Origin of the sequence: Streptomyces albus subsp. albus (assembly GCF_000725885.1) — a bacterium.
In the GTDB taxonomy this organism is placed as follows: Bacteria; Actinomycetota; Actinomycetes; order Streptomycetales; family Streptomycetaceae; genus Streptomyces; species Streptomyces albus.
The window spans coordinates 168,101-193,151 of sequence record NZ_JODR01000011.1 but is presented as its reverse complement, the minus strand read 5'-3'; the positions used below and the strand labels follow the sequence as shown (position 1 = coordinate 193,151).

Below are 25,051 nucleotides of genomic sequence, written 5' to 3'. Positions count from 1 at the left end.
GCTGCTGCTCGTGGGCTGCTGCCGGGGCGGTCACGCCGCTGGGGGCTGTCACGCCACTGGGGCGTCCTGGGTCATGTCCAAGGTGAGTCGGTGTCGGCGAGGGTCAGGTAAACGGAACAGAAATCGGCGGTGGCGATCAGTTCCGCCGCGGCCTGGAGGGGGCTGCTGCCTTCGGCGGGTTCGAGTTCGCTCAGCGGGGTCTCCTGCGCGTAGGTCAAGTCGCGGGCCTGCACCGTGGCCGAGTCGTTGCCGGGCGGGCCCTCGCGGAGCAGGACGACGCGGGGGCGCATCGCCTCGGGCTCTTCCACGCGGTCGCGGAAGAAGTCGTCGGAACCCGTACCGGGGGCGAACGGGCCGGCCAGCAGCGCACCGTGCGCGGCCATGGCCTCGGGCAGCTCCGCGGCGAGTGCGGGCCTGCCGGGCAGGGTGGCGCACACGGCCGCCCAGTGGCGTGCGGCGGCGCCTGCGACGGCGCCCTCGCTCCACAGCAGCGGAAGCGCGCCGGACAGTTCCGCGGCCAGGGTCTTGCCCGGGTTGCTGTAGAGGGCCACGGCGGGGCCGCAGCGTTCGGCGACCTCGTCGAGGCGGTCGGCGAGTGCGGCGAGGGCCTGCGGCCCCGACCGGGTCAGTCCGAGCCGGTCGGTGAGCACCAGCAGCGGCGTGAGCAGCGCCCAGAAGGTGCCGGGCGCGCCGAGGGGCTGCCCGGCGAGCGTGGCGGGCCCCGGCCGCGCCTCCTGCCCGGGCGGGGAGGCGGGGGCGGGCGGGCCGTCGTGCCAGACCGGCTCGGCGGGGCCGGGAGCTATCGGTACGGCCAGGCCCCGGCTCTCCCCCAGGGCGTCCGCCAGGGGCGTCCCCTGCGGGGTGACGGCGACGACGGTGCAGCCCCGCCGGTACGCCTGGTCCACCAGGGCGGTGAGGCCGCCTTCCGTACCGTCCGGGGTGACGAGCAGCAGCAGGTCGACCGGCCCGGCCCAGCCCGGCAGCGACCAGCGCAGCGCTCCGGTGGCGGCGTGGTTTCCGGTGGGGCCCAGCCTGGTGACGGGTACGGCGCCGTTGGTGAAGGCGGCGAGCAGGTCGGCGACGCAGGCGGTCGCGGGGCCGGGGCCGGCCACCAGGAGGGCACGGGGGCGCCCTTCCGGCCGGAGCGCGTCCAGACCGGCCTCGGTGGCGTGCCGCAGGCCCGTACGGACCCGGGCCCCCGCCTGTGCCGCTCCGCGCAGCAGTCCGCGCACGTCGGCGCGGGCGAGGTCCTCGGGGGCGTCGAGGAGTGTCTCGTCGAGCATCTTCCGTAGCCTCCGATCGGCTTCGGGTGCGAGCGTCCGTCCACGGGCCGGGGGGGGCGCCGGCGTGCGGCGGACCGTCCGTCCGAGCCCGTCCGGACGGAGCCTCCGACGGAACCGCCCGGTGGGAGCCCGCACGGCACTCCGCCGCTTCCGGTCCGGTACGGCAGCCGGCCTGCGGGGCGGCTGGTCTCCCGTGCGGCCTCGGCCCCGCACAGCGAGCGGTTTCGGCGCGGGCCGGCACCGTGCCGCACGCAACCGTGCACAGGGCCGGGGCAGGTCCCGTCATGCGGTGACGGGCCGGCCGCCCCCGGCCGTACCGGGCGGACGCCGTCCGCTCGTACGGGGTCAGGAGGGGCGGCGGGCCTCGTCCACCAGGAGGACGGGGATGCCGTCCCGTACCGGATAGACCAGGCCGCACTCCGCGTCCCCCGTGCAGTGCAGCTCGTCACCTTCCTCGCGCAGCGGCGCGTGGCAGGCCGGACAGGCGAGGATCTCCAGGAGTCCGGCTTCGAGCGGCATGTGTTCCTCCAGGTGCGGGGCGCGGCGGCTGTGTCTGACTGTGCCGTCAGGGTACCGCCGTGCCGGCGGGGAGCGGCGGGGCGTCCGTCAGGCCTCGGTGTCCCGCTCGCTCTCGGCGCGCACGATGGACAGCACTTCGTCGCGGATCCGCTCGACCGACGCGGTGTCGCACCCCTCGACGTTCAGCCGGAGCAGCGGTTCGGTGTTGGAGGGCCGCAGGTTGAACCACCAGTTGACGCCGGTGACGCTCAGCCCGTCCAGCTCCTCGATCGTCACGCCCTCCCGGCCGGCGTAGTGGGCCTTGACGGCGTTCGTGCGGTTGAACTGGTCCTCCACCGTGCTGTTGATCTCGCCGGAGGACGGATAGCGGTCGTAGTGGGCGACGAGCTGCGAGAGGGGGCCCTCCTGGCCGCCGAGCGCCGCCAGCACGTGCAGGGCCGCCAGCATGCCGGTGTCGGCGTTCCAGAAGTCCCGGAAGTAGTAGTGGGCCGAGTGCTCACCGCCGAAGATGGCACCCGTCCTGGCCATCTCCTGCTTGATGAACGAGTGGCCGACCCGGGTGCGGACGGGGGCGCCGCCGCACTCCTTGACGACCTCCGGGACGGCCCGCGAGGTGATCAGATTGTGGATGACCGTGGCGCCGGGCTCCTTGGCCAGCTCACGGGCCGCGACCAGCGCGGTGATCGCGGACGGCGAGACGGGTTCGCCCCGCTCGTCGACGACGAAACAGCGGTCCGCGTCGCCGTCGAAGGCCAGCCCGATGTCGGCGCCGGTCTCCACCACGCGGTTCCGCAGGTCGACGATGTTCTTGGGGTCGAGCGGGTTGGCCTCGTGGTTGGGGAAGGTGCCGTCCAGCTCGAAGTAGAGCGGGTCCAGGTCGATGGGCAGACCGGCGAACACGGTGGGCACGGTGTGGCCGCCCATGCCGTTTCCTGCGTCCACCACCACCTTCAGCGGCCGGATGCCCGACAGGTCCACGAGGGAGCGCAGGTGCGCGGCGTAGTCCTCCAGCATGTCCCGCTGGCGGATGGTTCCTTGGGGCTGGCCGTTGGACGGGGCGCCGCCGGCGTCCAGCCACCGTTCGACCAGGACGCGGATGTCGGCGAGTCCGGTGTCCTCGCCCACGGGGGCGGCACCGGCACGGCACATCTTGATGCCGTTGTACTGCGCGGGGTTGTGGCTGGCGGTGAACATGGCGCCGGGCAGCGCGAGTTTGCCGCTGGCGAAGTACAGCAGGTCGGTCGAGCAGAGCCCGACCTCGATGACGTCGGCGCCCTGCGAGGCGGCGCCCCGGGCGAAGGCCCGCGCGAGCCCCGGCGACGAGGGACGCATGTCGTGCCCGACGACGGCGGCCGAGGCGTCGGTGACACGGGCGAAAGCCGCACCGAACAGCTCGGCGGTCGTCTCGTCCCACTGGTCCGGAACCACACCGCGCACGTCGTACGCCTTCACGATCTGAGACAGATCAGCCACGGCCAGCCTCTCCTGGGTCGTCGGTCGGCTACGTCACAAATCTACCCGCGGAGGTGACATGCGCCGCGCGGCAGCACGGTGACCTATGTTTCCGGGGAACGCAGGACCCTCAGATGGCCGCGCCGGGCGACCTCCATCGGGTCGGCGTCACGGCCGTCGCCGCCGCGGAGCCCGCCGGGCGGCGTGGGGTCCTGGGGGCCGGGCCGCGGGGTGCGGGCGGCCTCCCGGACGGCGTTGGCGAGCGCTTCGAGGTCGTCGCTGCTGGGCTGCGCCGCGGCGGTGTCCACGGCGAGTCTGACGACCTCCCAGCCGCGGGGTGCGGTGAGCCGCTCGGAGTGTTCGGCGCACAGGTCGTAGCAGTGCGGCTCGGCGTATGTGGCGAGCGGTCCGAGGACGGCGGTGGAGTCCGCATAGACGTACGTCAGCGTCGCGACGGCGGGTCGGCCGCAAGCGGTGCGCGAACAGCGACGTACAGGGCTCACGACGTTGGACCGTACCGCACTCTTGAGCGGGCCGCGACGACTCTCCCCGACGTCACCCTGCCGTGTCGTCCGCCTTCGCCGGAAACGCCTGATCTGCTGAAAGGCGTGCGGGACACGAGGAACGGCACCGGCGAACGAGGGTTCTCCGGCAGGAACAGGGCCCGCCAACGGACATTTTTCACCTGATTACGGTCATTCTCCGTGCGCTGTTCGGGCTGGAAGAGGGTGAAAGAGACAGAAAACAAGGCGGACACGAAGACGCAACCCGAGACCGAAACGAGACCCCACAACAGCGCCGTCCGCAGCGTCGCCGCCGGCCCGGGAACCGCCGCCGGTCCGGGAAACCGTACGGCGACGCACACGGGCGGCCGGGCGGCGGCCGACAGGGGGCGCGTGGCCCGCCGCCCACCCTGTGCATGACGGATCGGCCGGCCGGTGCGTGACGGATCAGCCCTCCGGATCGACCGTCCGGTGCGTCACGGATCGGACCTCCGGTCCGGCCTGCCCGGCCGGCCGCGGGAACAGGGCCGGACACCGCCTCCGGCAGGGCCCGCCGGAGGCGGGTGGCGGGCTACGCTCGGGGGTGATGGACAGTCCCGTACCGCCGCGCCGGCCCACTGCCCGGCCGCACAGCCGAGACCGCCACGGCCGCGGCATGCGCGGCCCCATCGCGCCGCCCCAGGTGCCGCTCGCCATCAGCCGCGCCGAGGCGTTCGACGACCTGGTGCGGGATTCGGTGACCCGCCTGGAGCGGAACTGGCCCCAGCTGGCCCGCGTCGAGTTCGCCGTCCAGGAGGTGCCCCGGTCGGACAACGGCGAGGTACGGGAGGGCGACGACGCTGTGCCGCTCGGGCGGGTCGCGGAGGGCGGCGCCGACCGGCCGGACCGCGTGATCGTCTACCGGCGCCCGGTGGAGATCCGCAGCCGCACCCGGGACGAACGGGCCCTGCTCGTGCACGAGGTCGTGGTGGAACAGGTGGCGGAACTCCTCGGTCTCGCCCCCGAGTCGGTGGACCCCCGGTACGGCCAGGACTGACGGCCCGCCCCGCACACCCACCCGACAGCCGCACGGCCGACAGCCGCGCAGTCGGCGCTTTCGTGCAGCGCAGGCCGACCGCACAGTCGGCGATTTCGCCCATAGTCCCACCGTGGGCACCGGCCCCACGGCCCGCACCGGCCCCGCAGCCGGTAATCGCGCACAGCGTGTGCAGCCGAACAGTCGGCGATTTCCCGGCTCCCACACGGCCGTGACGGTGTGGGACCGGAAAACAGCGGGGGCGGCACGACGCGTTTCCCGGCGTGCCGCCCCCGGGGGTGTCCCAGCGGGTGTCCCAGCGGTGAGCTAGTCGTCGTTGAGTACCGACAGGTCCTGCGACGACCCGGGGACCGCCACCGTGCTCCCGTCGTCCGGGAGCGTCTGAATGGTGAACGCCGGGAGCCCGGACTGCTCGCGCTCCAGCATCCGCGCGGCGTACACCGGGCCGCCCGAAAGGTGCTCGACGGTGACCGCGTAGGTGCCCTTGCCGCCGCTGGGGCCAGGCGGGGTGAACGCCTTGGTGGTGCGGCCCTTCACGGTGACCGTGGTGCTCTTGGGGCTGCCGCCGCCGCTGCCCGCGGACGCCGTCACCCGCACAGTGGCCCCCGCCTCGGGTGCGGTCAGCGACAGGGTGGAGCCGGAGGATCCGTTGTCCGCCGCCGTCGCCTGCTTCCGCACCGCAGCCGTCGCCGGTACGAAAGCGCTCTCCTGCTTGCCGCCCTTGCCGCGCAGCACGCGGGCGGCGGCCACGATCCCCGGTGCCTTCCCGCCGCCCTCCGCGGGGGACAGCACGAGGGAGCCCGCCTCGCCCCGGGTGAGGTCCTTGAGGTCCACCGTGGTCACCATGCCCGCCTTGACGTGGAGCGTCTCGTGTCCGGCGGGGCTGATCAGCCCGGAGCGGCCGGCGAGCTTCACCTTGAGGTCGGCGTCGTGGCCGCCCGGCGCCAAAACGGCCAGCCGTACGGACGTCGCGTCCTTCGGGATGCCCGGCAGGACGACACCCGGCGTGGGGGCGGCGGCCGGCGGCAGCCAGTCGCCGCCCAATTCGGTGTCGGAGGCGTGCACTTGCGCACCGACCCGGCCGGACCTCGCGGTCACGTGCAGCGTCACATTGGTGACCGGTTCGGAGGTGAGGGTGGACAGCAGGACGGGGACGGTGGAGTGCGCCGGGACGGTGATGCCCTCGCCGCTGCCCTGGCCCGACTTGAGCTTGCCGTCCTTGCCGTACAGCTCCAGGTCGACGACGGCGCTGTCGCTGTCCGGGTTGGTCAGGTGGACGTAGTCCTGCCTGTCGGCCGCCGTGCTGGCGCCGGGGAACCAGAAGGACGTGTCCGGAGCGGTGCAGGACGTGCCGTGCAGTCCGCGTCCGGCGCCCGCACCGATGGTGGTCGTCTGCTGCACCGTCCAGCCGGGGGCGAACGGGCCGTCGGCGGTGCCGGTCAGCGCGGGTGCCTTCGGGTCGCTGGTGTCGTCGGTGACCGGCGTGCCCGGAGTGCTCAGCGGCAGGAACGGCTTGCCCGCGGCGCCGCCGTCCTGCTGCTCACCGCCCGCCCCGCTGTCGCCGTTCTTGCCGCCCTTACCGCCCTTGTCACCCTTGCTGTCCTTGTCACCCTTGTCATCCTTGTCACCCTTGCTGCCCTCGCCGGCTCCGGAGCCCTGCTGCTCGGGGTCGACGAGTGCGGCCGGACGGAGGGAGGCGCTGCCCTTCTTGCCGGGGCCGCCCTTGGGGGTGACCGCGGTGTAGGTGGTCTCGGCGACGTCGGAGGTGCTCGGCTGCGGGCACACCAGCGTGGTGCGTTCCACGGGCTTGTACGCGGCCTTCGTGGCGCCGCCGCTGCTCTGCGCCGCCTCGCCGGGCGCCCACAGGGTGGCCAGGCCCGTGACGGCGGCGAGGGCGACGACCGTACCGCCGAGGCCGAGGACTGTGCGGTTCACTGCTGCTCGCTCCCGTTGCCGTACCTGCTGTCGTAGCCGCCGTGTGCCTCCGGCTGCTGGTGGCCGGGCTGGTAGCCGTAGGGGTCGATGCCCTGCTGGGGCGCGTACTGCTGCGCCTGCCAGTCGTCGTAGCCGTACTGCTGGTCGTACGGCTGCTGCTGCGGAACCTGGCCGTAGGAGGGCTGGCCGTAGGCGTCGTAGGTCACCTGCTCGTACGGTGCCGCCTGTCCGTATCCCTGCTGTGCGTCGTAGACGGGCTCCTGGGCGCCGTAGGGATCCTGCTGCGGCACATAGGGCTGCTGGTGCGCGTAGGGGTCGTACTCCGGCTGCACCGGCATCTCGGGCGCCGCCTGCGGCATCGCCGGGACGGATTCCGCCGGGGCCGGTTCCGCCTCCGGCATGCCGGGCGGCGCGGGCGGCTGCGGCTCCCCGGCGGGGCCGGCCTGGGCGGCGGACGCCTCCGCCGCCGCCCGCAGCCTGCGGGCCCTGCGGCCCTCCCCGTCCGCGGTCTGGGGCGCGAGCCCTTCCTCGGGGATGTCGTCGTCCACGTCGCGCTTGCGGCCCGGCAGGGCGAGGACGAGGACGACGAGCAGCAGGAAGCCCTGCCCCCATGTCCACAGGGTGTGGGTGAGCGGCGTGTCGTACGTGAGGGACAGCTTGCCGCCGTTCGCGGGCAGTTCGAAGCCCTGTGCCCAGCCGTCGACGGTGACGCTCTTGAGCGGGCTGCCGTCGAGGGTGGCCTGCCAGCCGCTGTCCGCCTTGTCGGCGATCCGCAGCACCCGGCCGGACGGGCCGGACGGGAGGGTGGCGTGGGACTCGACGGGACCGGCGGCCACCGCCACCGGGGCGGTCACCGCGCCGCCGCCCGTGCTGTCGCCCGTGCCGCCGGGGACGATCGAGACGCGGGAGACCTGCCGGTCGACGCGCCACAGTGCGCTGCCGTCCTCCTGGCTGAGCCGGGTGAGGCCGGGCGTCGCGTCCAGGACTCGGCTCGCCTCGCGGGAGGCGCCGTCGCGCAGCAGGACGTAGCGGACGGCGTAGCCGCCCAGCTGGCTGGTCTGGTCGGCACCCGAACCGGCCACCAGGTTGGCGACCACCTTGTCCAGCCGCGCGTCGTCGCCGCCGACGGCCGCCAGGTCGGCGTCGCCCAGACGGGCACCGGAGCCGCGCACCAGTGTGTAGCCCACCTGCGCGGTGCCCTCCGGCTGGTCGAGGACGAGGGTGCGGGGCTGGTCGCTGGTGGAGCTCTCCTCGGCGACGAAGGCGGGCACCTGCACCGGGTCGCGCCGCGTGAGCGGGCCGTCGGCGCCGCCCACCATCCAGCCGACGGCGGCGCACAGCGGGGCGAAGACGGCCGCGGCGGCCACGAGGGCGGCCACCGGCTGGCGCCAGCCGAAGCTCTGTGCGGCGACGCGTTCCTTGGCGCCCTCGGCACCGATCGCGGCGGCGCACAGCACGGCCAGTCCGTAGCACAGGGTGGCGGGTCCGGCCCAGGCCGAACCGTTGGACAGCGCGGCGAGGGCGAGGGCGGCCAGTGCGGCGGCCCATGCGGCCAGGACGGCCGACTGGCGTTCCGCGCGCAGCAGTGCGGCGAGCCCGGCCAGTACCAGTCCGACGAGGAGCAACCCGTCGGTGGTGCCGGGGCCGCCCGGCGACAGGGTCAGCAGGTCGATCGCGGAGGCGGCGCCGGTGCCGTACTCCATGCCGACCTCGCGCAGGAGCTTTGCGGGGTCGGTGAACAGGGTCAGCGACCAGGGCGCGAGCAGAACGACGGGCGTGACCAGCGCGGTGGCCAGCCGGGCCGCCCGCGCGCCGAGGGAGCCGCTCTGCCGGCCGGCCAGGGCGAGCGCCAGGACGGCCAGTACGGCCGCCAGCGGCCACACCACGGGGGTGAAGGCCGTCGTGAGGGTGAGCAGCAGGGCGTACGTCCAGGCGGCGCGCCAGCCGCCCTTGCCGTGCAGTCCGCAGGCCGAGACGGCGGCACGGGCCAGCAGGGGGAGCAGGATGGCGAGTACCGCGGTGCCGATCCGGCCCTGTGCGAGGGCTCCGGTGGCGGCGGGCAGGAAGGCGTAGGCGACGCTTCCCCAGGCGCGCACCAGCCGGGAGCCGACCAGGGGGCGGGAGGCGAAGTACGCGGTGATGCCGGCCAGCGGCACCGAGCACACCAGCAGCAGGGTCAGGGCCAGGCTGGTGCTGCCGAAGAGGAGCGTCGCGAAGGTGGCCAGCAGCGCCAGGTAGGGCGGGGCCGACTGGGTGCCGCCGGTGCCGACGGGGTGCCAGGCGTCCAGGGAGCGCGACCACAGCTCCGACAGGTGGTCGGGCACGGGCAGCAGGGCGCCGCCGGCCAGTGCGCCGGAGCCGAACAGTGCGCGGCAGGCGACGAGGGAGACGACGAGCAGTACGGCGAACAGGACGGGGCCGGGTTTGTGCGCGAGCCGTTTGAGCCGCGCGAACTGTTCGACTTCGAGGAAGTCGGCGTCCTCGTCGGAAGGGCCGGACTCGACGGCGCCGTGCCGTCCGCCCGCCGTCAGTTCGGGTTCGGAGCGGCCGGTGAGGTTGCTGGTGAGCTGTTCGACGGTGGCGCGCAGGGTGGCGCCCGGCGGCGGGAAGAGGGGCCGCAGTTCCTTGTGGGACACGGCGGGCCTGCCGCGCCTGCGCCGTGCCGCCAGCACCCGCCCGGGGCGCAGCAGCGTGCCGGACAGTCCTCTGATTTCGTCGAGGGCCTGTCCGGGCACCTTGCCGACGAGGTAGCCGAGGGTGCGCACCAGTGTGCCGATCACGAGCCGTAGCAGGACCCACGGCAGCAGCGCGGAGGGCATGTTGGCCAGCAACGTGTAGACAGCACCGGCCTTGTCCACGCGGTGCGGCCCGGCGCCGCGGCCGGCCCTGCCGACGCAGTCGACGGGACGGCGCTCGCGGGAGGCAGCCTCGGCGTGCCGCATGGCCGCGTCGGGAGCGACGAGCACCCGGTGGCCGGCGGACTGGGCGCGCCAGCACAGGTCCACGTCGTCACGCATCAGGGGCAGGGCGCGGTCGAATCCGCCGAGCTGGTCGAAGACGTCGCGCCGCACGAGCATGCCGGCGGTGGAGACGGCGAGGACGGGCCGCACCTGGTCGTGCTGGCCCTGGTCCTGTTCGCGGCGTTCGATGCCCGTCCAGCGCCGGCCGCTGTGGGCGATGGTCACGCCCGTCTCCAGCAGCTGCCTGCCGTCGTACCAGCTGCGCAGTTTGGGCCCGGTGATGGCCACGGACGGGTCGGCGTCGACGACGCGCAGCAGTTCGGTGAGGGTGTCCGGTTCGGGCGCGCAGTCGTCGTGCAGCAGCCACAGCCACTCCACGGGCTCGCCGTACGGCAGTTCCGGCATGTCGTAGGCGTCGTCGCGCCAGGTGCGGTTGACCGGGTCCCAGCCGCTGGGCCGCTTCAGGTAGGGCAGGTCGTCCGGGGTGAGCCGGCGGGCCGCCCGGTGGGCCTCTTCGACGGCGGCGCCGAATCCGGTGCGGCGTGCCAGGTGCAGCACGCGTTCGGGGCCGAGGGCCTCGGTCAGCAGCCGGGCGGAGTCGTCCGCGCTGCCGGTGTCGGCCGCGATGACGTTCTGCACGGGGCGGTTCTGCTCCAGCAGCCCGCCGAGCGCGTCGGGAAGCCAGCGCTCGCCGTCGTGCGCGACGATGACGGCGGTGACGACGTGCCGGGGGAACTCGGGCGGCTCCACGGTGGCCAACCCTGCGGTGGCCGCCTCGTAATGGGCCGCCATATGGCTGTGCACGGACATCGAGGTAGGGGCCCTCCCCGGGGTGCCGGGGCCTCGCGGCGGTGCCGCGCTGTGGCTGCAAGCCCCCGGAAGACGCGTATCGGAGCGGTGAACACACCCCCTGTGCCAGGGCGGTGCGTCGCGGACGGCCCCACACTAACGGCTCGCACACGCGCGTCCGGCGCCTCGGTGCAACTGCCCCGGGCGGGCTCCTGGTTACCCGGGTGGCACGGCGTTTGTCGGATGAACCGGCCGGTGGAATGCCTAGGTCAGACGGCGGCCTTCTTCAAACGGCGGCGTTCGCGTTCCGACAGGCCGCCCCAAATACCGAATCGCTCGTCATTGGCCAGGGCGTATTCGAGGCATTCCGAACGGACTTCACACGCGAGGCAGACCTTTTTCGCCTCGCGGGTTGAACCGCCCTTCTCGGGGAAGAACGACTCCGGGTCGGTCTGGGCGCACAAGGCGCGCTCCTGCCAGCCCAGCTCCTCGTCCGCCTCTTCGACCAGCAGTTGTTGGAACAGCTCGGTCATGTGCGCCCCTCGATCCGTCTCTTCGACCCCGTGATGCTGTCGTTATCGAACCCTCTTGAACGACACGAGTGAAATTACAAGTGTGCCGATCCGGGGCAGTCAAGCCGAGATCTGCTATTGAGCCCGTTATTCACCCGGCGGAACCAAGCGTTCGCCGTAAGTGTGCAAATCAGCACGAAGTATGACACTCGTATCCAGGGGCCGGGCGATTTGTCCGGCCCCTGTTTGCAGAACGCGGTGACCTGCGCTCACGTTCCGCACCGCCCCCCGGATGGCCCTGATCACACTCCGGTCACGGATGTGCAACGGCCGCCGGGGTTCGGCTGCTGCCCCGTTTCTCCCGAACACCGGCGCACAAACCTTTCAGCAGACAGGGCGACCGGAAGCGGTGAAACATCGGTCACAAACCCGGCTCCGAGTTGACACCCGACGCGCCGGGGCGCTGTTCTTGAGCGCATGTCAGCGACCTCTGAGACCCGCACGGTCCGCGGCGCCCTCGCCCCGCGGCCTGCCGGGAGCGCCCGGGCGCTCCCCCGTGCCGCCTCTCACGTCCTGGAAGCCCACCGCTGTCGCTGTCCCCACGGCTGTCCGGCGCACTGTCGCTGAGACGGCTCGCCGTCCCGGCCCGGCCCCGGTGATCCCGTCTCAGGCCGGCCGACGGCCACGCCGCCCGCCGGGCCGGCCCCTTTCGCGTCCGCCGTTGCGCTGACGCCCCCGGCCGCCGTCCCCGCCGTCCCACGCCTGGCCCTCCGTCCCACACGGCCCGGCCGCCCGGCGCACCGCTCCCGTCGTGAGCCGCACTCCGCTCCTCCTCGCCCGCCCGCCCGCTCCGCCGGGCCGGGGCCGGAGGCGGCGGCCCCTGTGCGGCGCCGGAAGCGGTGCGACCGTCCCTCCCCACCCGAATTCCTTCCAGAAAAGGCACCTCCGCACGTGAACAGCGACGTCGAAATCGCGGGCGATCTGCTCGCCGTACCGCATCTCCTCCCGCCCGCTCCTGAGCACCCCGGCACCGTCGCCGGGTACGCCGGGCTCGTCCGGGCGCTCGCCGCCGACCGCTCCGCCTGGGCGCCGCTCGTGCGCTACGACCCGACGCTGCGCTGGTACCACCGGCTGCGCACCGGCCCCGGGTACGAGGTGTGGCTGCTGAGCTGGCTGCCGGGACAGGGCAGCGGCCGGCACGACCACGGGCCCTCCAGCGGTGTCTTCGGGGTGCTCGCGGGAGAGTTGACCGAGCACGGGAACGGCTCACGTGTCCTGCGCCCCGGCACAGTGCGTGTTTTTGCCCCCGGCTATGTGCACGAAGTGGTCAACGACGGACTGGAACCGGTCGTCAGCGTGCACGTCTACGCACCCGGCCTGACGGAGATGCCCATGCACTGCTCCGTCGGCCCCGCAGCCGCACGGGACGCCCGGCGCACAGCGATCTGACGCCCGCCCGGCGGGGGCGTACGGCACCCCCTGGGGCGCCCCCGGCGCCCGGCCAGGTGCCGGGCGCCGGGGGCGGGCTGCGAGACTGGTGCCCATGCAGCGCATTGTGGTTCTGGCCGGGGGCATCGGCGGTGCCCGCTTCCTGCGCGGGCTGAGGTCCGCGGTGCCCGAGGCGGAGATCACCGTCGTCGGCAACACCGGTGACGACATCCATCTGTTCGGGCTCAAGGTCTGCCCCGACCTCGACACGGTGATGTACACCCTGGGCGGCGGCATCCACGAGGAACAGGGATGGGGCCGGGCCGACGAGACCTTCGCGGTGAAGGAGGAGCTGGCCGCCTACGGCGTGGGCCCCGAGTGGTTCGGGCTGGGCGACCGCGACTTCGCCACACACATCGTCCGCACCCAGATGCTCGGCGCCGGGTACCCGCTCAGCGCCGTCACCGAGGCGCTGTGCGCCCGCTGGCAGCCGGGGGTGCGGCTGCTGCCGATGACGGACGACCGGGTGGAGACGCACGTACTGATCGACGACCCGGACGGCTCGGGCGGCCGGAAGGCCGTGCACTTCCAGGAGTACTGGGTGCGGCTGCGGGCCTCTGTGGACGCGCACGCCGTGGTCCCGGTCGGCGCGGAGCAGGCCAAGCCCGCACCCGGAGTGCTGGAGGCCATCGCCGGGGCCGACGTGATCCTCTTCCCGCCGTCCAACCCGGTCGTCAGCGTCGGCACGATCCTCGCGGTGCCCGGCATCCGGGAGGCCATCGCGGACGCGGGCGTGCCCGTCGTCGGGCTCTCCCCCATCGTCGGCGACGCGCCGGTGCGCGGCATGGCCGACAAGGTGCTGGCGGCCGTCGGCGTGGAGTCCACCGCCGCCGCCGTGGCCGCGCACTACGGCTCGGGGCTGCTGGACGGCTGGCTGGTGGACACCATCGACGCCGGCGCGGTGCCGGCCGTCGAGGAGGCGGGCATCCGGTGCCGGGCCGTGCCGCTGATGATGACCGACGAACAGGCCACCGCGCAGATGGCCACCGAGGCGCTGCGGCTGGCCGGGGAGGTACGGGCATGACGGCGACGACACAGACCACGGACGGGGCCGTCCCCGCCGCGGCGGCCCCCGGGCACACCCCGGCGGCGACGGACCGGGCCGCGTACGAGGTGTGGCCCCTGCCCGGCATCCCCGAGGTGCGGTCCGGCGACGATCTGGTGGCGCTCATCGTGGACGCCGTCGAGGCGGCACGCGCCGCGGACGGCCGCGGCCTGGCGGACGGCGACATCCTCATCGTCACCTCCAAGATCGTCAGCAAGGCCGAGGGACGCGTCGTGGAGGCCGACGACCGGGAGGCCGCCATCGACGCCGAGACGGTCCGCGTGGTGGCACGCCGCGGCGCCGCCCGGATCGTGGAGTCCCGGCACGGCTTCGTGATGGCCGCCGCCGGGGTGGACGCCTCCAACACGCCCAAGGGCACCGTGCTGCTGCTGCCCGAGGACCCCGACGCGGCGGCCCGCACCATCCGCGACGGGGTGCGCGAAGCACTCGGCGTCACCGTCGGCGTCGTGGTCACCGACACCTTCGGGCGGCCCTGGCGCGAGGGCCAGACCGATGTCGCCATCGGCGCCGCCGGGGTGCGCGTCCTGGACGACCTGCGCGGCAGCGTGGACATGTACGGCAACCCGCTGGGCGTCACCGTCACCGCTGTGGGCGACGAACTGGCCGCCGCCGGGGAACTGGTCAAGGGCAAGGCCAGCGGGCTGCCCGTCGCGGTGGTGCGCGGACTGTCCCGGCACGTGCTGCCCGCGCCGGGCGAAGACGGGGATGCCGCCTCGGAGTCCACCGCCCGCGCGCTGGTGCGCGATGCCGCCAACGACATGTTCCGGCTCGGCACCTCCGAGGCCGTACGCGAGGCGGTGACGCTGCGGCGGACCGTCAGGGAGTTCACCGACGACCCCGTGGACGGCGAGGCCGTACGCCGCGCCGTCGCCGCCGCCGTGACCGCCCCGGCGCCGCACCACACCACCCCATGGCGGTTCGTGCTGCTGGAGAGCGAGGAGTCGCGGCTGCGGCTGCTGGACGCGATGCGCGACGCCTGGATCGCCGACCTGCGCGCCGACGGCAAGAGCGAGCAGAGCATCGCCAAGCGGGTCAAGCGCGGCGACGTGCTGCGCAACGCGCCCTACCTGGCGGTGCCCTGCCTGGTGATGGACGGCTCGCACACCTACCCGGACGCGCGGCGCAACGCCGCCGAACGGGAGATGTTCGTGGTGGCGACCGGCGCCGGTATCCAGAACTTCCTCGTCGCGCTCGCCGGGGAGCGGCTGGGCTCCGCCTGGATCTCCTCCACCATGTTCTGCCGTGACGTCGTCCGCGATGTCCTCGATCTGCCCGACGGCTGGGACCCGATGGGCGCCGTCGCCATCGGCCGCCCCGCCGCCCCGCCCCGGGAGCGCCCGGCCCGCAGCGCACAGGACTTCGTGGTCGAGCGCTGAGCCGGCCGGCGTCCGCAGCCCGCGAACCGTCCGGCGCGCAACCGTCCGGCCCGCACGGCGGACGGCTCACCAGCGCGCGATGTTCCCCACCGGGAAACGCGGCTGACGGCGCGGCATTCGCGGGCCGCCCAGCAGGATGAGACGGGTGGCACGGTGCCGCTGCCCCGCGTAGGGGGCCAGCAGCTCCAGCATGCCCGCGTCGTCGGTGCCCCGCAGACCGGTCAGCGCGTACCCCACCTGTCCGGGCAGGTGCAGATCGCCGACCGTGACCGCGTCCGGCTCGCCGTTGGACCGCTGCAGCGCCTCGGCCGCCGTCCACGGGCCGATGCCGGGTATCGCCTGGAGACGGGCCAGCGCCTCCTCCAAGCCCAGGTGCGCGGCCTCCTCCATCCGGCTCGCCCGCTGGAGGGCGCGCAGGATGGCCGAGGAGCGCTTCTGGTCCACTCCCGCGCGGTGCCACTCCCAGGAGGGGATGCGCAGCCAGTCGCGCGGGTGGGGCATCACCCACAGGTCGGGGTGCGGTCCGGGAGCGCGCTCGCCGAAGCGCCGCACCAGCAGCCGCCAGGCGCGGTACGCCTCCTCGGCGGTGATCTTCTGCTCCAGCACGGAGGGGATCAGGGACTCCAGGACCCGCCCGGTGCGGATCAGCCGCAGTCCCGGGTGGCGGCGGTGCGCCTGCCGGGTCACCTCGTGGTGCGGGACGAAGGCGTCCGGGTCGTCCTCGGCGCCGAGCAGCGCGGGCAGGCCCTCCAGGAGCCATGCGGCGCCCGGCCCCCACGCCTGGGCGTGCACCTCGCCGTGACTGCCGCCCGTCCGCAGAGTGAGACGGAGCGCCGCCGGGCCGTGGGGCGTACGCGTGCCCCGCCACACCGCGCCGCCGGCGCCGCCCTCGGTGCGGTACGTCGGGTCGTAGGGACCGCGACGCAGCACACGGAGGCTGCCGTGCAGGTCGTAGGGGCCCGGCGGGGCCCAGGTGCGGGTGAGGGACACGGGCAGCAAGCGTAGGACCCGCCACTGACAGCCGGAGGCCGCGGCCCCGTGGAGGCCCCTCGCACCGGCGGGGCGGCGCTGCCCGGAGCAGGCGGTTACTGGTCCGAGGAGAAGCGGACCGCGCCCGCCGGTATGCGGGCGTCGCACCATACGCGGATGCCGCCGCGCAGCTCGTTGCCCTCGCCGATGACGGCTCCGTCACCGATCACGGCGCCGTCCAGCACGGTGCCGGCGCCGATGCGGGCGCCCGCGCCGATCAGGGAGTCCCGGATGCGGGCGCCGGGTGCCACCACCGCGCCGTCCAGCAGGGCGCTGCCGTCGATCCGGGCGCCGGAGCCCACCTCGGCGTGCGCCCCGGCGACGGTGCCGCCGGTCAGTTTGGCGTCCCCGGCGACCTCGGCGGTCTCCAGTATCAGCCGCTCGCCGCACCGTCCGGGGACGGCGGGCGAGGGGGCCCGGCCCAGCACGAGGTCGGCCGAGCCGCGCACGAACGACTCGGGGGTGCCCAGGTCCAGCCAGTAGGTGGAATCCACCATGCCGTGCAGGTGTGCGCCGGCGGCGAGGAGCCCGGGGAAGGTCTCGCGTTCGACCGACACGGGCCGCCCGGCGGGGATGGTGTCGATCACCGACCGGGTGAAGACGTAGGCACCCGCGTTGATCTGGTCGGTGACGATCTCCTCCGGTGTCTGCGGTTTCTCCAGGAACGCCGTGACCCGCCCGGTGGCGTCGGTGGGCACCAGCCCGAAGGCCCGCGGATCGCCGACCCGGGTCAGGTGCAGCGAGACATCGGCACCCGCGCGGGTGTGCTGGTCCACCAGGGCGCGGATGTCGAGCCCGGAGAGGATGTCGCCGTTGAAGACCAGGACGGGCTCGTCGGGGCGCGAGTACAGCCGGGAGGCGACGTTGCGGATGGCGCCGCCGGTGCCCAGCGGTTCCTCCTCGGTGACGTACTCCAGGTGCAGCCCGAGCTGGGAGCCGTCGCCGAAGTACGGCTCGAAGACCTCGGCGAGGTAGGAGGTGGCCATCACCACGTGGTCGACGCCCGCCGCACGGGCGCGCGCCAGCTGGTGGGTGAGGAAGGGCACTCCCGCGGCGGGGACCATCGGCTTGGGGGTGTTCACCGTGAGCGGTCGCAGCCGGGTGCCCTTGCCCCCGACCAGAAGGATCGCCTCTGTCACCTGTTTTCTCTGCTTCCTGCCGGGGTCCGCCGACCGCCCTTCGGGTGGCCGCCGGACAGTGTATGCAGACCTACGGACGCGCAAGAGGGCCCGTGTGCCTGTGCCCGGCGGCGGTCCCGACGGCGGTTTACGCGGGGCGGAACCGGCTGTGCCCTCAGCGGCCCTGGAGGCGTGCGGCGGTGGAGCGGATGGTGCCGAGCTTGCCGTAGAGGCGGGCGCCCGGGCACTCGGTCACATACCCGTCCTTGTGCCCGGAGACGGTGTGGAAGCGGATCTTCCTGCCCTTCTTGTACTTGCCGCCCCCGGACTTGAGCCAGGTGCGGGCGGCCGGGTTCACACCGGAGATGCCCAGCTTCCAGGCGGCCAGCCGGGACAGCGCGGTGACAGCGGCCCTGGACGGCCGGCTTCTGTCGTACGAGCCGAGAACGGCGACCCCCATGGTGTTGGTGTTGAACCCGTACGTGTGAGCGCCCATCACGGGCTTGGCGACTCCCCCGGCGCGGCCCTCGTAGACGGTGCCGCACTTGTCGACCAGGAAGTTGTAGCCGATGTCGCGCCACTTCATGCTCTTGACGTGGTAGCGGTACATCGCCCTGATCATGGCCGGTGCCCGCTTGCAGCTGTAACGGTTCGTCATGGCGGTGTGGTGCACGAAGACCGCTTTGACCTTCTTGGTGTAGGCCAGGCGGGACTCGCGCAGTTTCTCGTTGGCGCCCCATCCCTTCCGGGTGACGATGCGGGGCCTGGGGCCGATGTGCGGCTTGGTGCCCGGCCGTGCCGACGCCACCGGGTACGCCGCTTCGGTCGCTTCCCTGCTGAGCGCGGGCAGCACGCTCACGCCGGCGCCCTCCGCCGCCGTGCCGGCCCCCTTGCCCGCTCCCGTACCCGCCTCCTGGCCGGCGCCGTCGCCCGTGCCGGCCGCCTCCGATCCGGCGTCGCCGGAGCCGGTGCCGGTGCCGTCGGAACCGGGGCCTTGAGCGCCTGAGCCCTCCGCGCCGGTACCGTCGGAGCCGGTGCCTCCGGGTTCCGCGTTCTGGGGGCCCGTACCGTCCGGGCTGCCGTTCTCGTCTCGCGGACCGGTGCTGTCCGGCGCACTCTCCCCCGTGCTCCCGGAGTTTCCAGCGTTCCCCGCCTTCCCGGGCTTCCCCGATTCCGGGCGCGTGCTGCCCGGGCCGGCCGGCGCTCCGCGGCCGGGTGCGGGGCGGGCCGGGTCGGGGCCCGGGTCGACGAGTTCGAGCCGGAAGCCGTCCGGCAGCCCCAACCGCGCCGTCGTGGTGCCGTCCGGCAGCACGCGGGCCTCGACCCCGTCGGCGAGGCCGACCCAGAGCGGGGCGGTGGCGCCGCGTTCGGGGCCGTCGGTGTCGTCCTGGCGGCTCTCGTCCCCGTGGGCGGTCAGTTCGCGCCAGTCGGACCAGCGTTTCGTCTCCGCGTCCCGGGTGCGGACCTGGAGGCGTCCGCGCAGTGTCTCGTCCGCGTGCTCCCACACGGCGCCGAGCAGCGCGTAACGGTGCACCGTCCGGGCGGGGATGCGCACCGCCGAGCCGGCCCCTGCGGAGCCGTGGCGGGTGGCCGCGCCGGACGCGGCCTTGGGGAAGGCCAGCGACTGGGTGCTGCCGGCGGCCCGGTCGGCGGCGCGTTCCGCGCGGGGCGCAGGGCGCGCGGCCCCGGCCCCGGGGGACGACGGTGACCCGGGGGCCGGGGGTGAGGCGGAGGACGGGGAGGACCCGGTCGGCGCCGGCGCCGCGGCCGGCTCGACGGAAGGGGCGGCCGAGGCGAGGGGGGCGAGCGGGAGCAGAAGAGCCGCCGCGCTCACGACACCGAGAGAATGAGCACATTTCGCACGCATGCCAATGATCCTGTGCATATCGGATCATCGGTGTCCAATACCGCACCGCCAGGCGGACGCAGGCGTACGCTGACCCGGATGAACGCCACTGACCGCACCCTGGCCGGCCTGCTGTCGGCCGCCCTGTCCGACGACCCGTCACGTCCGCTGGTGACGTACTACGACGACGCCACGGGCGAACGGGTCGAACTGTCCGTCACGACCTTCGACAACTGGGTGGCGAAGACGGCGAACCTGCTCCAGGACGAGCTGTCGGCCGAACCGGGCGACCGGCTCGCGCTGCTGCTGCCCGCCCACTGGCAGACCGCCGTCTGGGTGCTGGCCTGCGCATCGGTGGGCGTCGTCACCGACCTGACGGGTGATCCGTCCGCCGCCGACTTGGTGGTCAGCGGTCCCGACACGCTCGACGCCGCGCGGTCCTGCCCCGGGGAGCGGGTCGCACTGAGCCTGCGACCGCTGGGCGGGCGCTTCCCGCAGCCGCCGGAGGGGTTCACGGACTACGCGGTCGAGGTGCCCGGACAGGGCGACCGCTTCGTCCCGTACGCGCCCGTCGACCCGGACGCACCGGCCCTCGCCCTGCCGGACGGCAGCGAGCTGACGGGAGCGCAGGCGGTGGAGCGGACCCGCCAGGACGCGGCGGCACGGGGGCTGGAGCCCGGCTCGCGGCTGCTGTCCGCGCTGCCCTACGACGGCTGGGAGGGGCTCAGCGCCGGGCTGCTGGCCCCGCTGGCGGCCGGCGGCTCGGTGGTGCTGGCGCCGCGGCTGGAGCGGCTGGACGCCGCCTCCCTCGAACAGCGCGTGGAGAACGAACGGGTGACCCACACGGCCGCCTGACTCCCTCGCGCCCGGCCGATGGGGGCGGCCCACCGGCCGGGCGGTCCGCCCAAGCAGGCTCCTGCCCGAGGACAGCGGCTGCGGCCCTGCCGCAAGCACATCCGTCCCTCTCGTACTCGCGTACAACCATGGGCCGGTTTCGTTCGTCTGTTCTCGTGACCGGCGCGCCCGTACGTGTGTACGGCCTGACGCCAAGGGACGCGAGGGATGACCAGCCGTGACCGATCCGGACCGCAAAAAGACCGCCTCCGGCGCACCCACCACGGCATCCGTCCGCCCTCGGCGGCGCCGCTGGCTGCGCTGGGCCGCACTGGCCGCCTCCGGCCTCGTCCTGGCCGTGGCGGCCACCGGCTGGACCCTCTACCAGCGGCTGGAGGGCAACATCCGCACCGACTCGGGCGCCGCGCACGCGCTGGCGCCGTACGAGAAGGAACGGCCCGCCCCCGCGAAGGAGGCGGGTGAGGCGGAGAACATCCTGCTGCTGGGCAGCGACAACCGGGGCGACGGCAACGGCGCGTACGGCAGGGACGAGGGTTCCGAGCGGTCGGACACGGCGATCCTGCTGCACATAGCGGCCGACCGGGACAGCGCGACGGCGATGTCGATACCCCGCGATCTGATGGTGGACATCCCCGGCTGTCGGCAGCCCGACGGTTCCACGAGTCCGGCGCGGTTCGCGCAGTTCAACTGGGCGTTCCAGACCGGCGGTGCGGCCTGTGCGATCCGCACGGTGGAGAAGATGACGGACATCCGCGTCGACCACCATCTCGTCGTGGACTTCCGGGGCTTCAAGAAGATGGTCGACGCGGTCGGCGGGGTGGAGGTCTGCCTGTCGAAGCCGGTGCACGACCGGGAGGCGAAGCTCGACCTTCCGGCCGGGCGGCAGACGCTGCACGGGGAGGACGCCCTCGGATACGTGCGCGCCCGGCACGGTTTGGGTAACGGAAGCGATACTCAACGCATCGAACGTCAGCAGCGCTTTCTGGGATCTCTCGTGAAGAAGGTGCGCAGTGACGGTGTACTGCTGAATCCGACCCGTGCCTATCCGGTGCTGGATGCGGCGACCTCGTCACTCACTGCGGATTCCGGGCTGGATTCCCTCTCCGAGCTGTACGAACTCGCACAGAGTGTGCGGGATATCCCACAGGATCACATCCGATTTCTTACGGTGCCCAGACAACCGTACGAACCGGACATCAATCGCGATGAGCTGGTACGCCCCGCCGCAGAGGCGCTGTTCACCAAGCTCCGCACCGACCAGCCGGTATCCGTGAACGAGAAGAGGAAGACCGGGAAAGAGAAGAACGGAGTGGCGGATGAGGGGGCGGACGGGACAGACGTCCCCTATCAGGGAACAACGGCCGACGCGGCGATCTGCACGAACGAATGACGCTGAGAATGAGGCGAATTGACCGTTTCTGGCCGCAAGGAATTTGTCACCGGCGTCGCTAGCCGCCGAACCTGCCGGATAGTGTGAGCGCTCCGGCCGGCCCCGGGGCGGCTATCAGCAGCCGGTTCTATGGAGGACTTACGCAATCGTGGACGCGCAAGGCCGTGGGCACGCGGGAGATGTCGATCCCGCGGATCAGTGGGTGTTCAACCCGAACACCGGCAGCTACGAGCTGCGACTGAACCCCGTCGCCGACGACTCCCCCAGTCAGTACGGCAACCGCCGCACCTCCGCCCCGCGTCAGAGACGATCCTCCCCCGACGAGGACGCCGCCACACCTTCCGAGGCCGGTACGTCCGAGGAGGCCGCCTCGGCGGGCCGGCGGTCCGGCTCGGGGGGCCGCTCCGGCGGGCGGAGCCGCTCCGGCGACCGGGCCGGCTCCCGCTCCGCCCGGCGTGCGGAGGCCAAGCTGCCGGCGCAGCGCCGCGCCCGTGCCTCCGAGCGCTCCGCGGCCGACGGCCGGGGCAGCGGCGGACGCGGCCGGCGGAAGGCCAAGCGGCGGCTGTCGAAGAAGCAGAAGACGCTGCGGATCGGCGGTGGCGTCGTCGGCTTCCTCCTGGTGGCGGGCTGTGTCGGCGGCGTCGTGGTCTACCAGCGGCTCAACGGCAACATCAACAAGGTGGACGTCGGCGAGGAGAACCCCGCGGTCAAGAACGGCCCGGTCAACATCCTCGTGATCGGCACCGACGCCCGTGAGGGCAAGGGCAACACCGGTTACGGCGACGCCGGCAGCGTCGGCCACGCGGACACCACGTTCCTCTTCCACGTCTCCGAGGACCGCACCAACGCCACCGCGCTGTCCATTCCGCGCGACATGATCACCGACATCCCCGAGTGCGAGACCACGGACGAGAAGGGCACCAAGCGGGTGGTGCCCGCCGAGCAGGGGGTACGGTTCAACACCAGTCTGGGCCAGGAGAACCGGGACCCCGGCTGCACCTGGCGCACCGTGGAGAAGCTGACCGGTGTGGAGATCGACCACTTCATGATGGCCGACTTCAACGCGGTCAAGGAGCTGTCCACCGCGGTGGGCGGTGTCGAGGTGTGCGCGGGCAAGGACATCAACGACCCCAAGTCGCATCTGAAGCTGAAGGCGGGGCGGCACACGGTCAAGGGCGAGCAGGCGCTCGCGTTCGTCCGTACCCGGCACTCGGTGGGCTTCGGCAGCGACCTGAGCCGGATCAAGCTCCAGCAGCAGTTCCTCTCGTCGATGATCCGCAAGATGAAGTCCGGGGACACGCTCACCAACCCCTCGAAGCTGTTCAAGCTGAGCGACGCGGCCACCAAGGCGCTGACGGTGGACACCGGCATCGGCAGCGTCAAGAAGCTGATGGACCTGGCCAACGACCTCAAGCGGGTCAACACCGACAAGATCACCTTCACCACGGTGCCCGTCGTGGACAACCCGCAGGACCCCGCGACCGTCGTACTGAACAGGGCGAAGGCGGAGCCGTTGTTCGAGATGGTCCGGGAGGACAAGTCCCTGACCAAGACGGACAAGGGCAAGAAGAAGAAATCGGCGAAACCGAAGGGCGAGATGGCGCCCGCCTCCGAGGTGGATGTCTCCGTGCGCAACGGCGGCGGCCCCGCCCAGGCCGCCGCGGCGACGGCCCAGTGGCTGCTGGACGAGGGTGCGGGCAACGCGGCCTCCGGCGGCAACGCACCCGCCCAGGACCGGACGACGTTGCAGTACACCTCCGGCCAGGAAGAGCAGGCGAACCGGCTCGCGCACATGCTGAAGCTGTCGGCGTCGGCGCTCAAGAAGACGGCCGGCACCGGATCGGGAACGAGCATGACGCTGACACTCGGCAAGGACTTCACCGCACCCGGCGAGCCGGTCGACGGTTCCGACAAGGCGCCGCCCGGGGTCGAGAAGGTCAACGCCGGCGACAAGAACGTATGCGCGAAGTGACGTCCACCCCGCCGGCGCGTCCCGCCGGGTGCCGGCCACAGCACGACGTGAGTACCCCGGGGAGGTCCCGTGCGGCAGTACCGTACCGACGGCAGTGAGGGGGCACGGGACGGCGCCCCCAGCGCCGCCGACCGCGGCTGGGACGAGAGCCTGTACGAGGACCGCTCCGACGCGTCGGGGGCGCCCGGCGGCCGGCACGCCGATCCGGCCCGCAGGGGCCACCGTGCCGCGGAACCGGCGAAGCCCGCGCCGTCGTCCTCCGCCCGCACCGCCGAGGCCGCGGGGTCCGGTGGCGCCGGCACACGCGGTGCGCCGCGGGCGAAGCGGCGGCGGCGCGTCCTGCGCTGGTCGGCCACCGTGCTGGCGGTGCTCATACTCGGCACCGCGGGAGCGGGCTATCTCTACTACCAGCACCTGAACGGCAACCTGGACAAGGACGACCTCAACCTCGGCGACAGCAAGCTCGACAAGGCGGACCCCAACGCCGACGGCCAGACGCCGCTGAACATCCTGCTGCTGGGCTCCGACTCGCGCGCGTCCAAGGAGAACATCCGGCTGGGCGGCTCCCGCGCCGACCGGGACCGGCCGCCGCTGGCCGATGTGCAGATGCTGCTGCACGTCTCGGCCGACCGCAGCAACATGTCGGTCCTGTCGATCCCGCGTGACACACGGACGACGATCCCCAAGTGCACCGACCCGGAGGACGGGAAGGTCTATCCGGAGACGGTCGACAAGATCAACACCAGCCTCCAGCACGGCGGTCCGGGCTGCACCGTGGCCACCTGGGAGGAGTTGACGGGCATCCCCGTCGACCACTTCATGATGATCGACTTCTCGGGTGTCGTCTCCATGGCCGACGCGGTGGGCGGCGTCCCCGTGTGCGTGAACCAGAACGTGCACGACCCGAAGTCCAAATTGAAACTCAAGAAGGGCGAATCCGTCATCAAGGGCGAGCAGGCACTCAGCTGGCTGCGGACCCGGCACGGATTCGGGGACGGCACCGACATAGGCCGCGCCAAGGCGCAGCACATGTACATGAACTCGATGGTCCGCCAGCTGAAGGCGGGCACCAAGCTCACGGACCCGGGAAAGCTGCGCCAGCTGGCGGAGGCGGCGACCGAGGCCCTCACGGTGGACAAGGGCATCGGCTCCGTCAAGAAGCTCTACGACCTGGGCAACGACCTCAAGCGCGTCCCGACCAAGCGCATCACCATGGCCACCATGCCCTGGACGTACGGCCCCGGCGGCAGTTACGTGGTGCCGAAGGAGGGTGACGCGCAGCAGATCTTCTCCCTGATGCGCAACGACGTGGCCCTCGACGGCAAGGACAAGAAGAAGGCCGAGGCGAGCAAGTCGGCCCAGCCGACGGAGCCGTCCCGGCCGAAGGCCGAGATCCCCGTGAGCGTGATGAACGGCACCGGCACCGCGCTCCAGCGGCCGGTGACGGGCCGGGCGAGCGTCGTGGCGGGCGAACTGGCCCGCAAGGGCTTCAGCCAGGCGGTGGCCGACCAGACGCCCCAGTCGCAGGCGGACACCACCATCCGCTACGCCCAGGCCGAACAGCGGGGCGACGCACTGGCCGTCGCCAAGGCGCTGGGCATCCCCGAGCGGCTCGTCAAGCACTCCTCGGGCGTCCAGAGGGTGACCCTGGTGATCGGTGCCGACTGGCGGGAGGGCAACGCCTACCCCGCGTCCGGCGGGGGCACGGAGAAAGACGGCGACAAGGAGAGCCACAAGGCGCCGGACAGCGCGGACGCACTGCGGGGCGACGACAAGAAGGCCTGCATGGAGATCAATCCGAACTACACCTGGTGAACAGCCGCCCGGACGGCACAGGGCGGCGGTCACGTTCGTCGGGCCCACCCGGTGACGCGGCCGTGCCGTGCCGGTGACGAGGCCGGACCGTGCCCGGTGACCTCCGG

General features: G+C 73.0%; 18 protein-coding genes. 8 read left to right on the top strand and 10 right to left on the bottom strand.

Going from position 1 to position 25,051, the window contains the following annotated elements; genetic code table 11:
- Positions 1–71: 71 nt before the first annotated feature.
- From IO40_RS0114610 to IO40_RS0114595, 4 genes are all read right to left on the bottom strand, one after another.
- The gene (locus IO40_RS0114610; RefSeq protein ID WP_016472765.1) at positions 72–1,283 is read right to left on the bottom strand and encodes an SIS domain-containing protein; all 1,212 of its coding nucleotides are present in this window, start codon (positions 1,281–1,283) and stop codon (positions 72–74) included.
- 345 nt (positions 1,284–1,628) lie between these two features.
- Positions 1,629–1,802: a Trm112 family protein gene (locus tag IO40_RS35870; RefSeq protein ID WP_016472764.1), complete on the bottom strand. Its 174-nt coding sequence runs from the start codon at positions 1,800–1,802 to the stop codon at positions 1,629–1,631.
- 87 nt (positions 1,803–1,889) lie between these two features.
- Entirely contained in the window at positions 1,890–3,275 is a 1,386-nt protein-coding gene (locus IO40_RS0114600) for a phosphomannomutase/phosphoglucomutase (RefSeq protein ID WP_016472763.1), read from the bottom strand.
- Between the two features lie 83 nt (positions 3,276–3,358).
- Entirely contained in the window at positions 3,359–3,757 is a 399-nt protein-coding gene (locus IO40_RS0114595) for a DUF3499 domain-containing protein (RefSeq protein ID WP_016472762.1), read from the bottom strand.
- Positions 3,758–4,343: 586 nt separating this feature from the next.
- On the opposite strand from IO40_RS0114595, the gene IO40_RS0114590 reads away from it, so the two are divergent.
- The gene (locus IO40_RS0114590; protein WP_063754995.1) at positions 4,344–4,793 is read left to right on the top strand and encodes a metallopeptidase family protein; all 450 of its coding nucleotides are present in this window, start codon (positions 4,344–4,346) and stop codon (positions 4,791–4,793) included.
- Between the two features lie 306 nt (positions 4,794–5,099).
- Here IO40_RS0114590 and IO40_RS0114585 read toward each other — a convergent pair whose 3' ends face one another.
- The 3 genes from IO40_RS0114585 to IO40_RS0114575 all read right to left on the bottom strand — a co-directional run bounded on the left by IO40_RS0114585 (position 5,100) and on the right by IO40_RS0114575 (position 11,010).
- Entirely contained in the window at positions 5,100–6,728 is a 1,629-nt protein-coding gene (locus IO40_RS0114585; RefSeq protein WP_016472760.1) for a DUF5719 family protein, read from the bottom strand.
- Complete coding sequence (locus IO40_RS0114580; protein WP_016472759.1) at positions 6,725–10,498, bottom strand: glycosyltransferase family 2 protein; 3,774 nt, start codon at positions 10,496–10,498, stop codon at positions 6,725–6,727. The genes IO40_RS0114585 and IO40_RS0114580 overlap by 4 nt, the downstream gene beginning before the upstream one ends.
- 248 nt (positions 10,499–10,746) lie before the next feature.
- Positions 10,747–11,010 carry a WhiB family transcriptional regulator gene (locus IO40_RS0114575; protein WP_004952403.1) on the bottom strand — a complete coding sequence of 88 codons (264 nt, stop codon included), beginning with the start codon at positions 11,008–11,010 and terminating at the stop codon, positions 10,747–10,749.
- Between the two features lie 930 nt (positions 11,011–11,940).
- On the opposite strand from IO40_RS0114575, the gene IO40_RS0114570 reads away from it, so the two are divergent.
- The 3 genes from IO40_RS0114570 (at position 11,941) to IO40_RS0114560 (ending at position 14,919) form a co-directional block, all read left to right on the top strand.
- Positions 11,941–12,438, top strand: coding sequence for a cysteine dioxygenase (locus IO40_RS0114570; protein WP_016472758.1), 498 nt, complete (start codon positions 11,941–11,943; stop codon positions 12,436–12,438).
- Positions 12,439–12,532: 94 nt separating this feature from the next.
- A complete protein-coding gene (gene cofD, locus IO40_RS0114565; RefSeq protein WP_016472757.1) occupies positions 12,533–13,501 on the top strand; it encodes a 2-phospho-L-lactate transferase in 969 nt (322 codons plus the stop codon).
- A complete protein-coding gene (locus IO40_RS0114560) occupies positions 13,498–14,919 on the top strand; it encodes a coenzyme F420-0:L-glutamate ligase (RefSeq protein WP_078659747.1) in 1,422 nt (473 codons plus the stop codon). The genes cofD and IO40_RS0114560 overlap by 4 nt, the downstream gene beginning before the upstream one ends.
- A 66-nt stretch (positions 14,920–14,985) precedes the next feature.
- Here IO40_RS0114560 and IO40_RS0114555 read toward each other — a convergent pair whose 3' ends face one another.
- The 3 genes from IO40_RS0114555 to IO40_RS0114545 all read right to left on the bottom strand — a co-directional run bounded on the left by IO40_RS0114555 (position 14,986) and on the right by IO40_RS0114545 (position 18,900).
- Positions 14,986–15,909 carry a DNA-3-methyladenine glycosylase family protein gene (locus IO40_RS0114555; RefSeq protein WP_031030359.1) on the bottom strand — a complete coding sequence of 308 codons (924 nt, stop codon included), beginning with the start codon at positions 15,907–15,909 and terminating at the stop codon, positions 14,986–14,988.
- Positions 15,910–16,004: 95 nt separating this feature from the next.
- Entirely contained in the window at positions 16,005–17,087 is a 1,083-nt protein-coding gene (gene manB / locus IO40_RS0114550) for a mannose-1-phosphate guanylyltransferase (protein WP_016472754.1), read from the bottom strand.
- A 154-nt stretch (positions 17,088–17,241) separates the two neighbouring features.
- Positions 17,242–18,900 (bottom strand): N-acetylmuramoyl-L-alanine amidase, encoded by a 1,659-nt coding sequence (locus IO40_RS0114545; protein WP_324604508.1) that lies wholly within the window; start codon positions 18,898–18,900, stop codon positions 17,242–17,244.
- Positions 18,901–19,011: 111 nt separating this feature from the next.
- Here IO40_RS0114545 and IO40_RS0114540 point away from each other — a divergent pair, with 111 nt between their 5' ends.
- The 4 genes from IO40_RS0114540 to IO40_RS0114525 all read left to right on the top strand — a co-directional run bounded on the left by IO40_RS0114540 (position 19,012) and on the right by IO40_RS0114525 (position 24,944).
- Positions 19,012–19,767: a TIGR03089 family protein gene (locus tag IO40_RS0114540; RefSeq protein ID WP_031175526.1), complete on the top strand. Its 756-nt coding sequence runs from the start codon at positions 19,012–19,014 to the stop codon at positions 19,765–19,767.
- A gap of 217 nt (positions 19,768–19,984) precedes the next feature.
- A complete protein-coding gene (locus tag IO40_RS0114535; RefSeq protein WP_016472751.1) occupies positions 19,985–21,157 on the top strand; it encodes an LCP family protein in 1,173 nt (390 codons plus the stop codon).
- Positions 21,158–21,305: 148 nt separating this feature from the next.
- Positions 21,306–23,129, top strand: a complete 1,824-nt coding sequence (locus tag IO40_RS0114530; protein WP_016472750.1) for an LCP family protein — start codon at positions 21,306–21,308, stop codon at positions 23,127–23,129.
- A 69-nt stretch (positions 23,130–23,198) separates the two neighbouring features.
- Positions 23,199–24,944 carry an LCP family protein gene (locus IO40_RS0114525; protein ID WP_016472749.1) on the top strand — a complete coding sequence of 582 codons (1,746 nt, stop codon included), beginning with the start codon at positions 23,199–23,201 and terminating at the stop codon, positions 24,942–24,944.
- Positions 24,945–25,051: the final 107 nt, after the last annotated feature.

Excerpts from the sequence above, each read along its gene's own strand:
- IO40_RS0114580 (WP_016472759.1), bottom strand. The coding sequence starts at position 10,498 with ATGTCCGTGCACAGCCATATGGCGGCCCATTACGAGGCGGCCACCGCA.
- IO40_RS0114590 (WP_063754995.1), top strand. The coding sequence starts at position 4,344 with ATGGACAGTCCCGTACCGCCGCGCCGGCCCACTGCCCGGCCGCACAGC.
- cofD (WP_016472757.1), top strand. The coding sequence starts at position 12,533 with ATGCAGCGCATTGTGGTTCTGGCCGGGGGCATCGGCGGTGCCCGCTTC.
- IO40_RS0114610 (WP_016472765.1), bottom strand. The coding sequence starts at position 1,283 with ATGCTCGACGAGACACTCCTCGACGCCCCCGAGGACCTCGCCCGCGCC.
- IO40_RS0114575 (WP_004952403.1), bottom strand. The coding sequence starts at position 11,010 with ATGACCGAGCTGTTCCAACAACTGCTGGTCGAAGAGGCGGACGAGGAG.
- IO40_RS0114560 (WP_078659747.1), top strand. The coding sequence starts at position 13,498 with ATGACGGCGACGACACAGACCACGGACGGGGCCGTCCCCGCCGCGGCG.
- IO40_RS0114540 (WP_031175526.1), top strand. The coding sequence starts at position 19,012 with ATGAACGCCACTGACCGCACCCTGGCCGGCCTGCTGTCGGCCGCCCTG.
- IO40_RS35870 (WP_016472764.1), bottom strand. The coding sequence starts at position 1,802 with ATGCCGCTCGAAGCCGGACTCCTGGAGATCCTCGCCTGTCCGGCCTGC.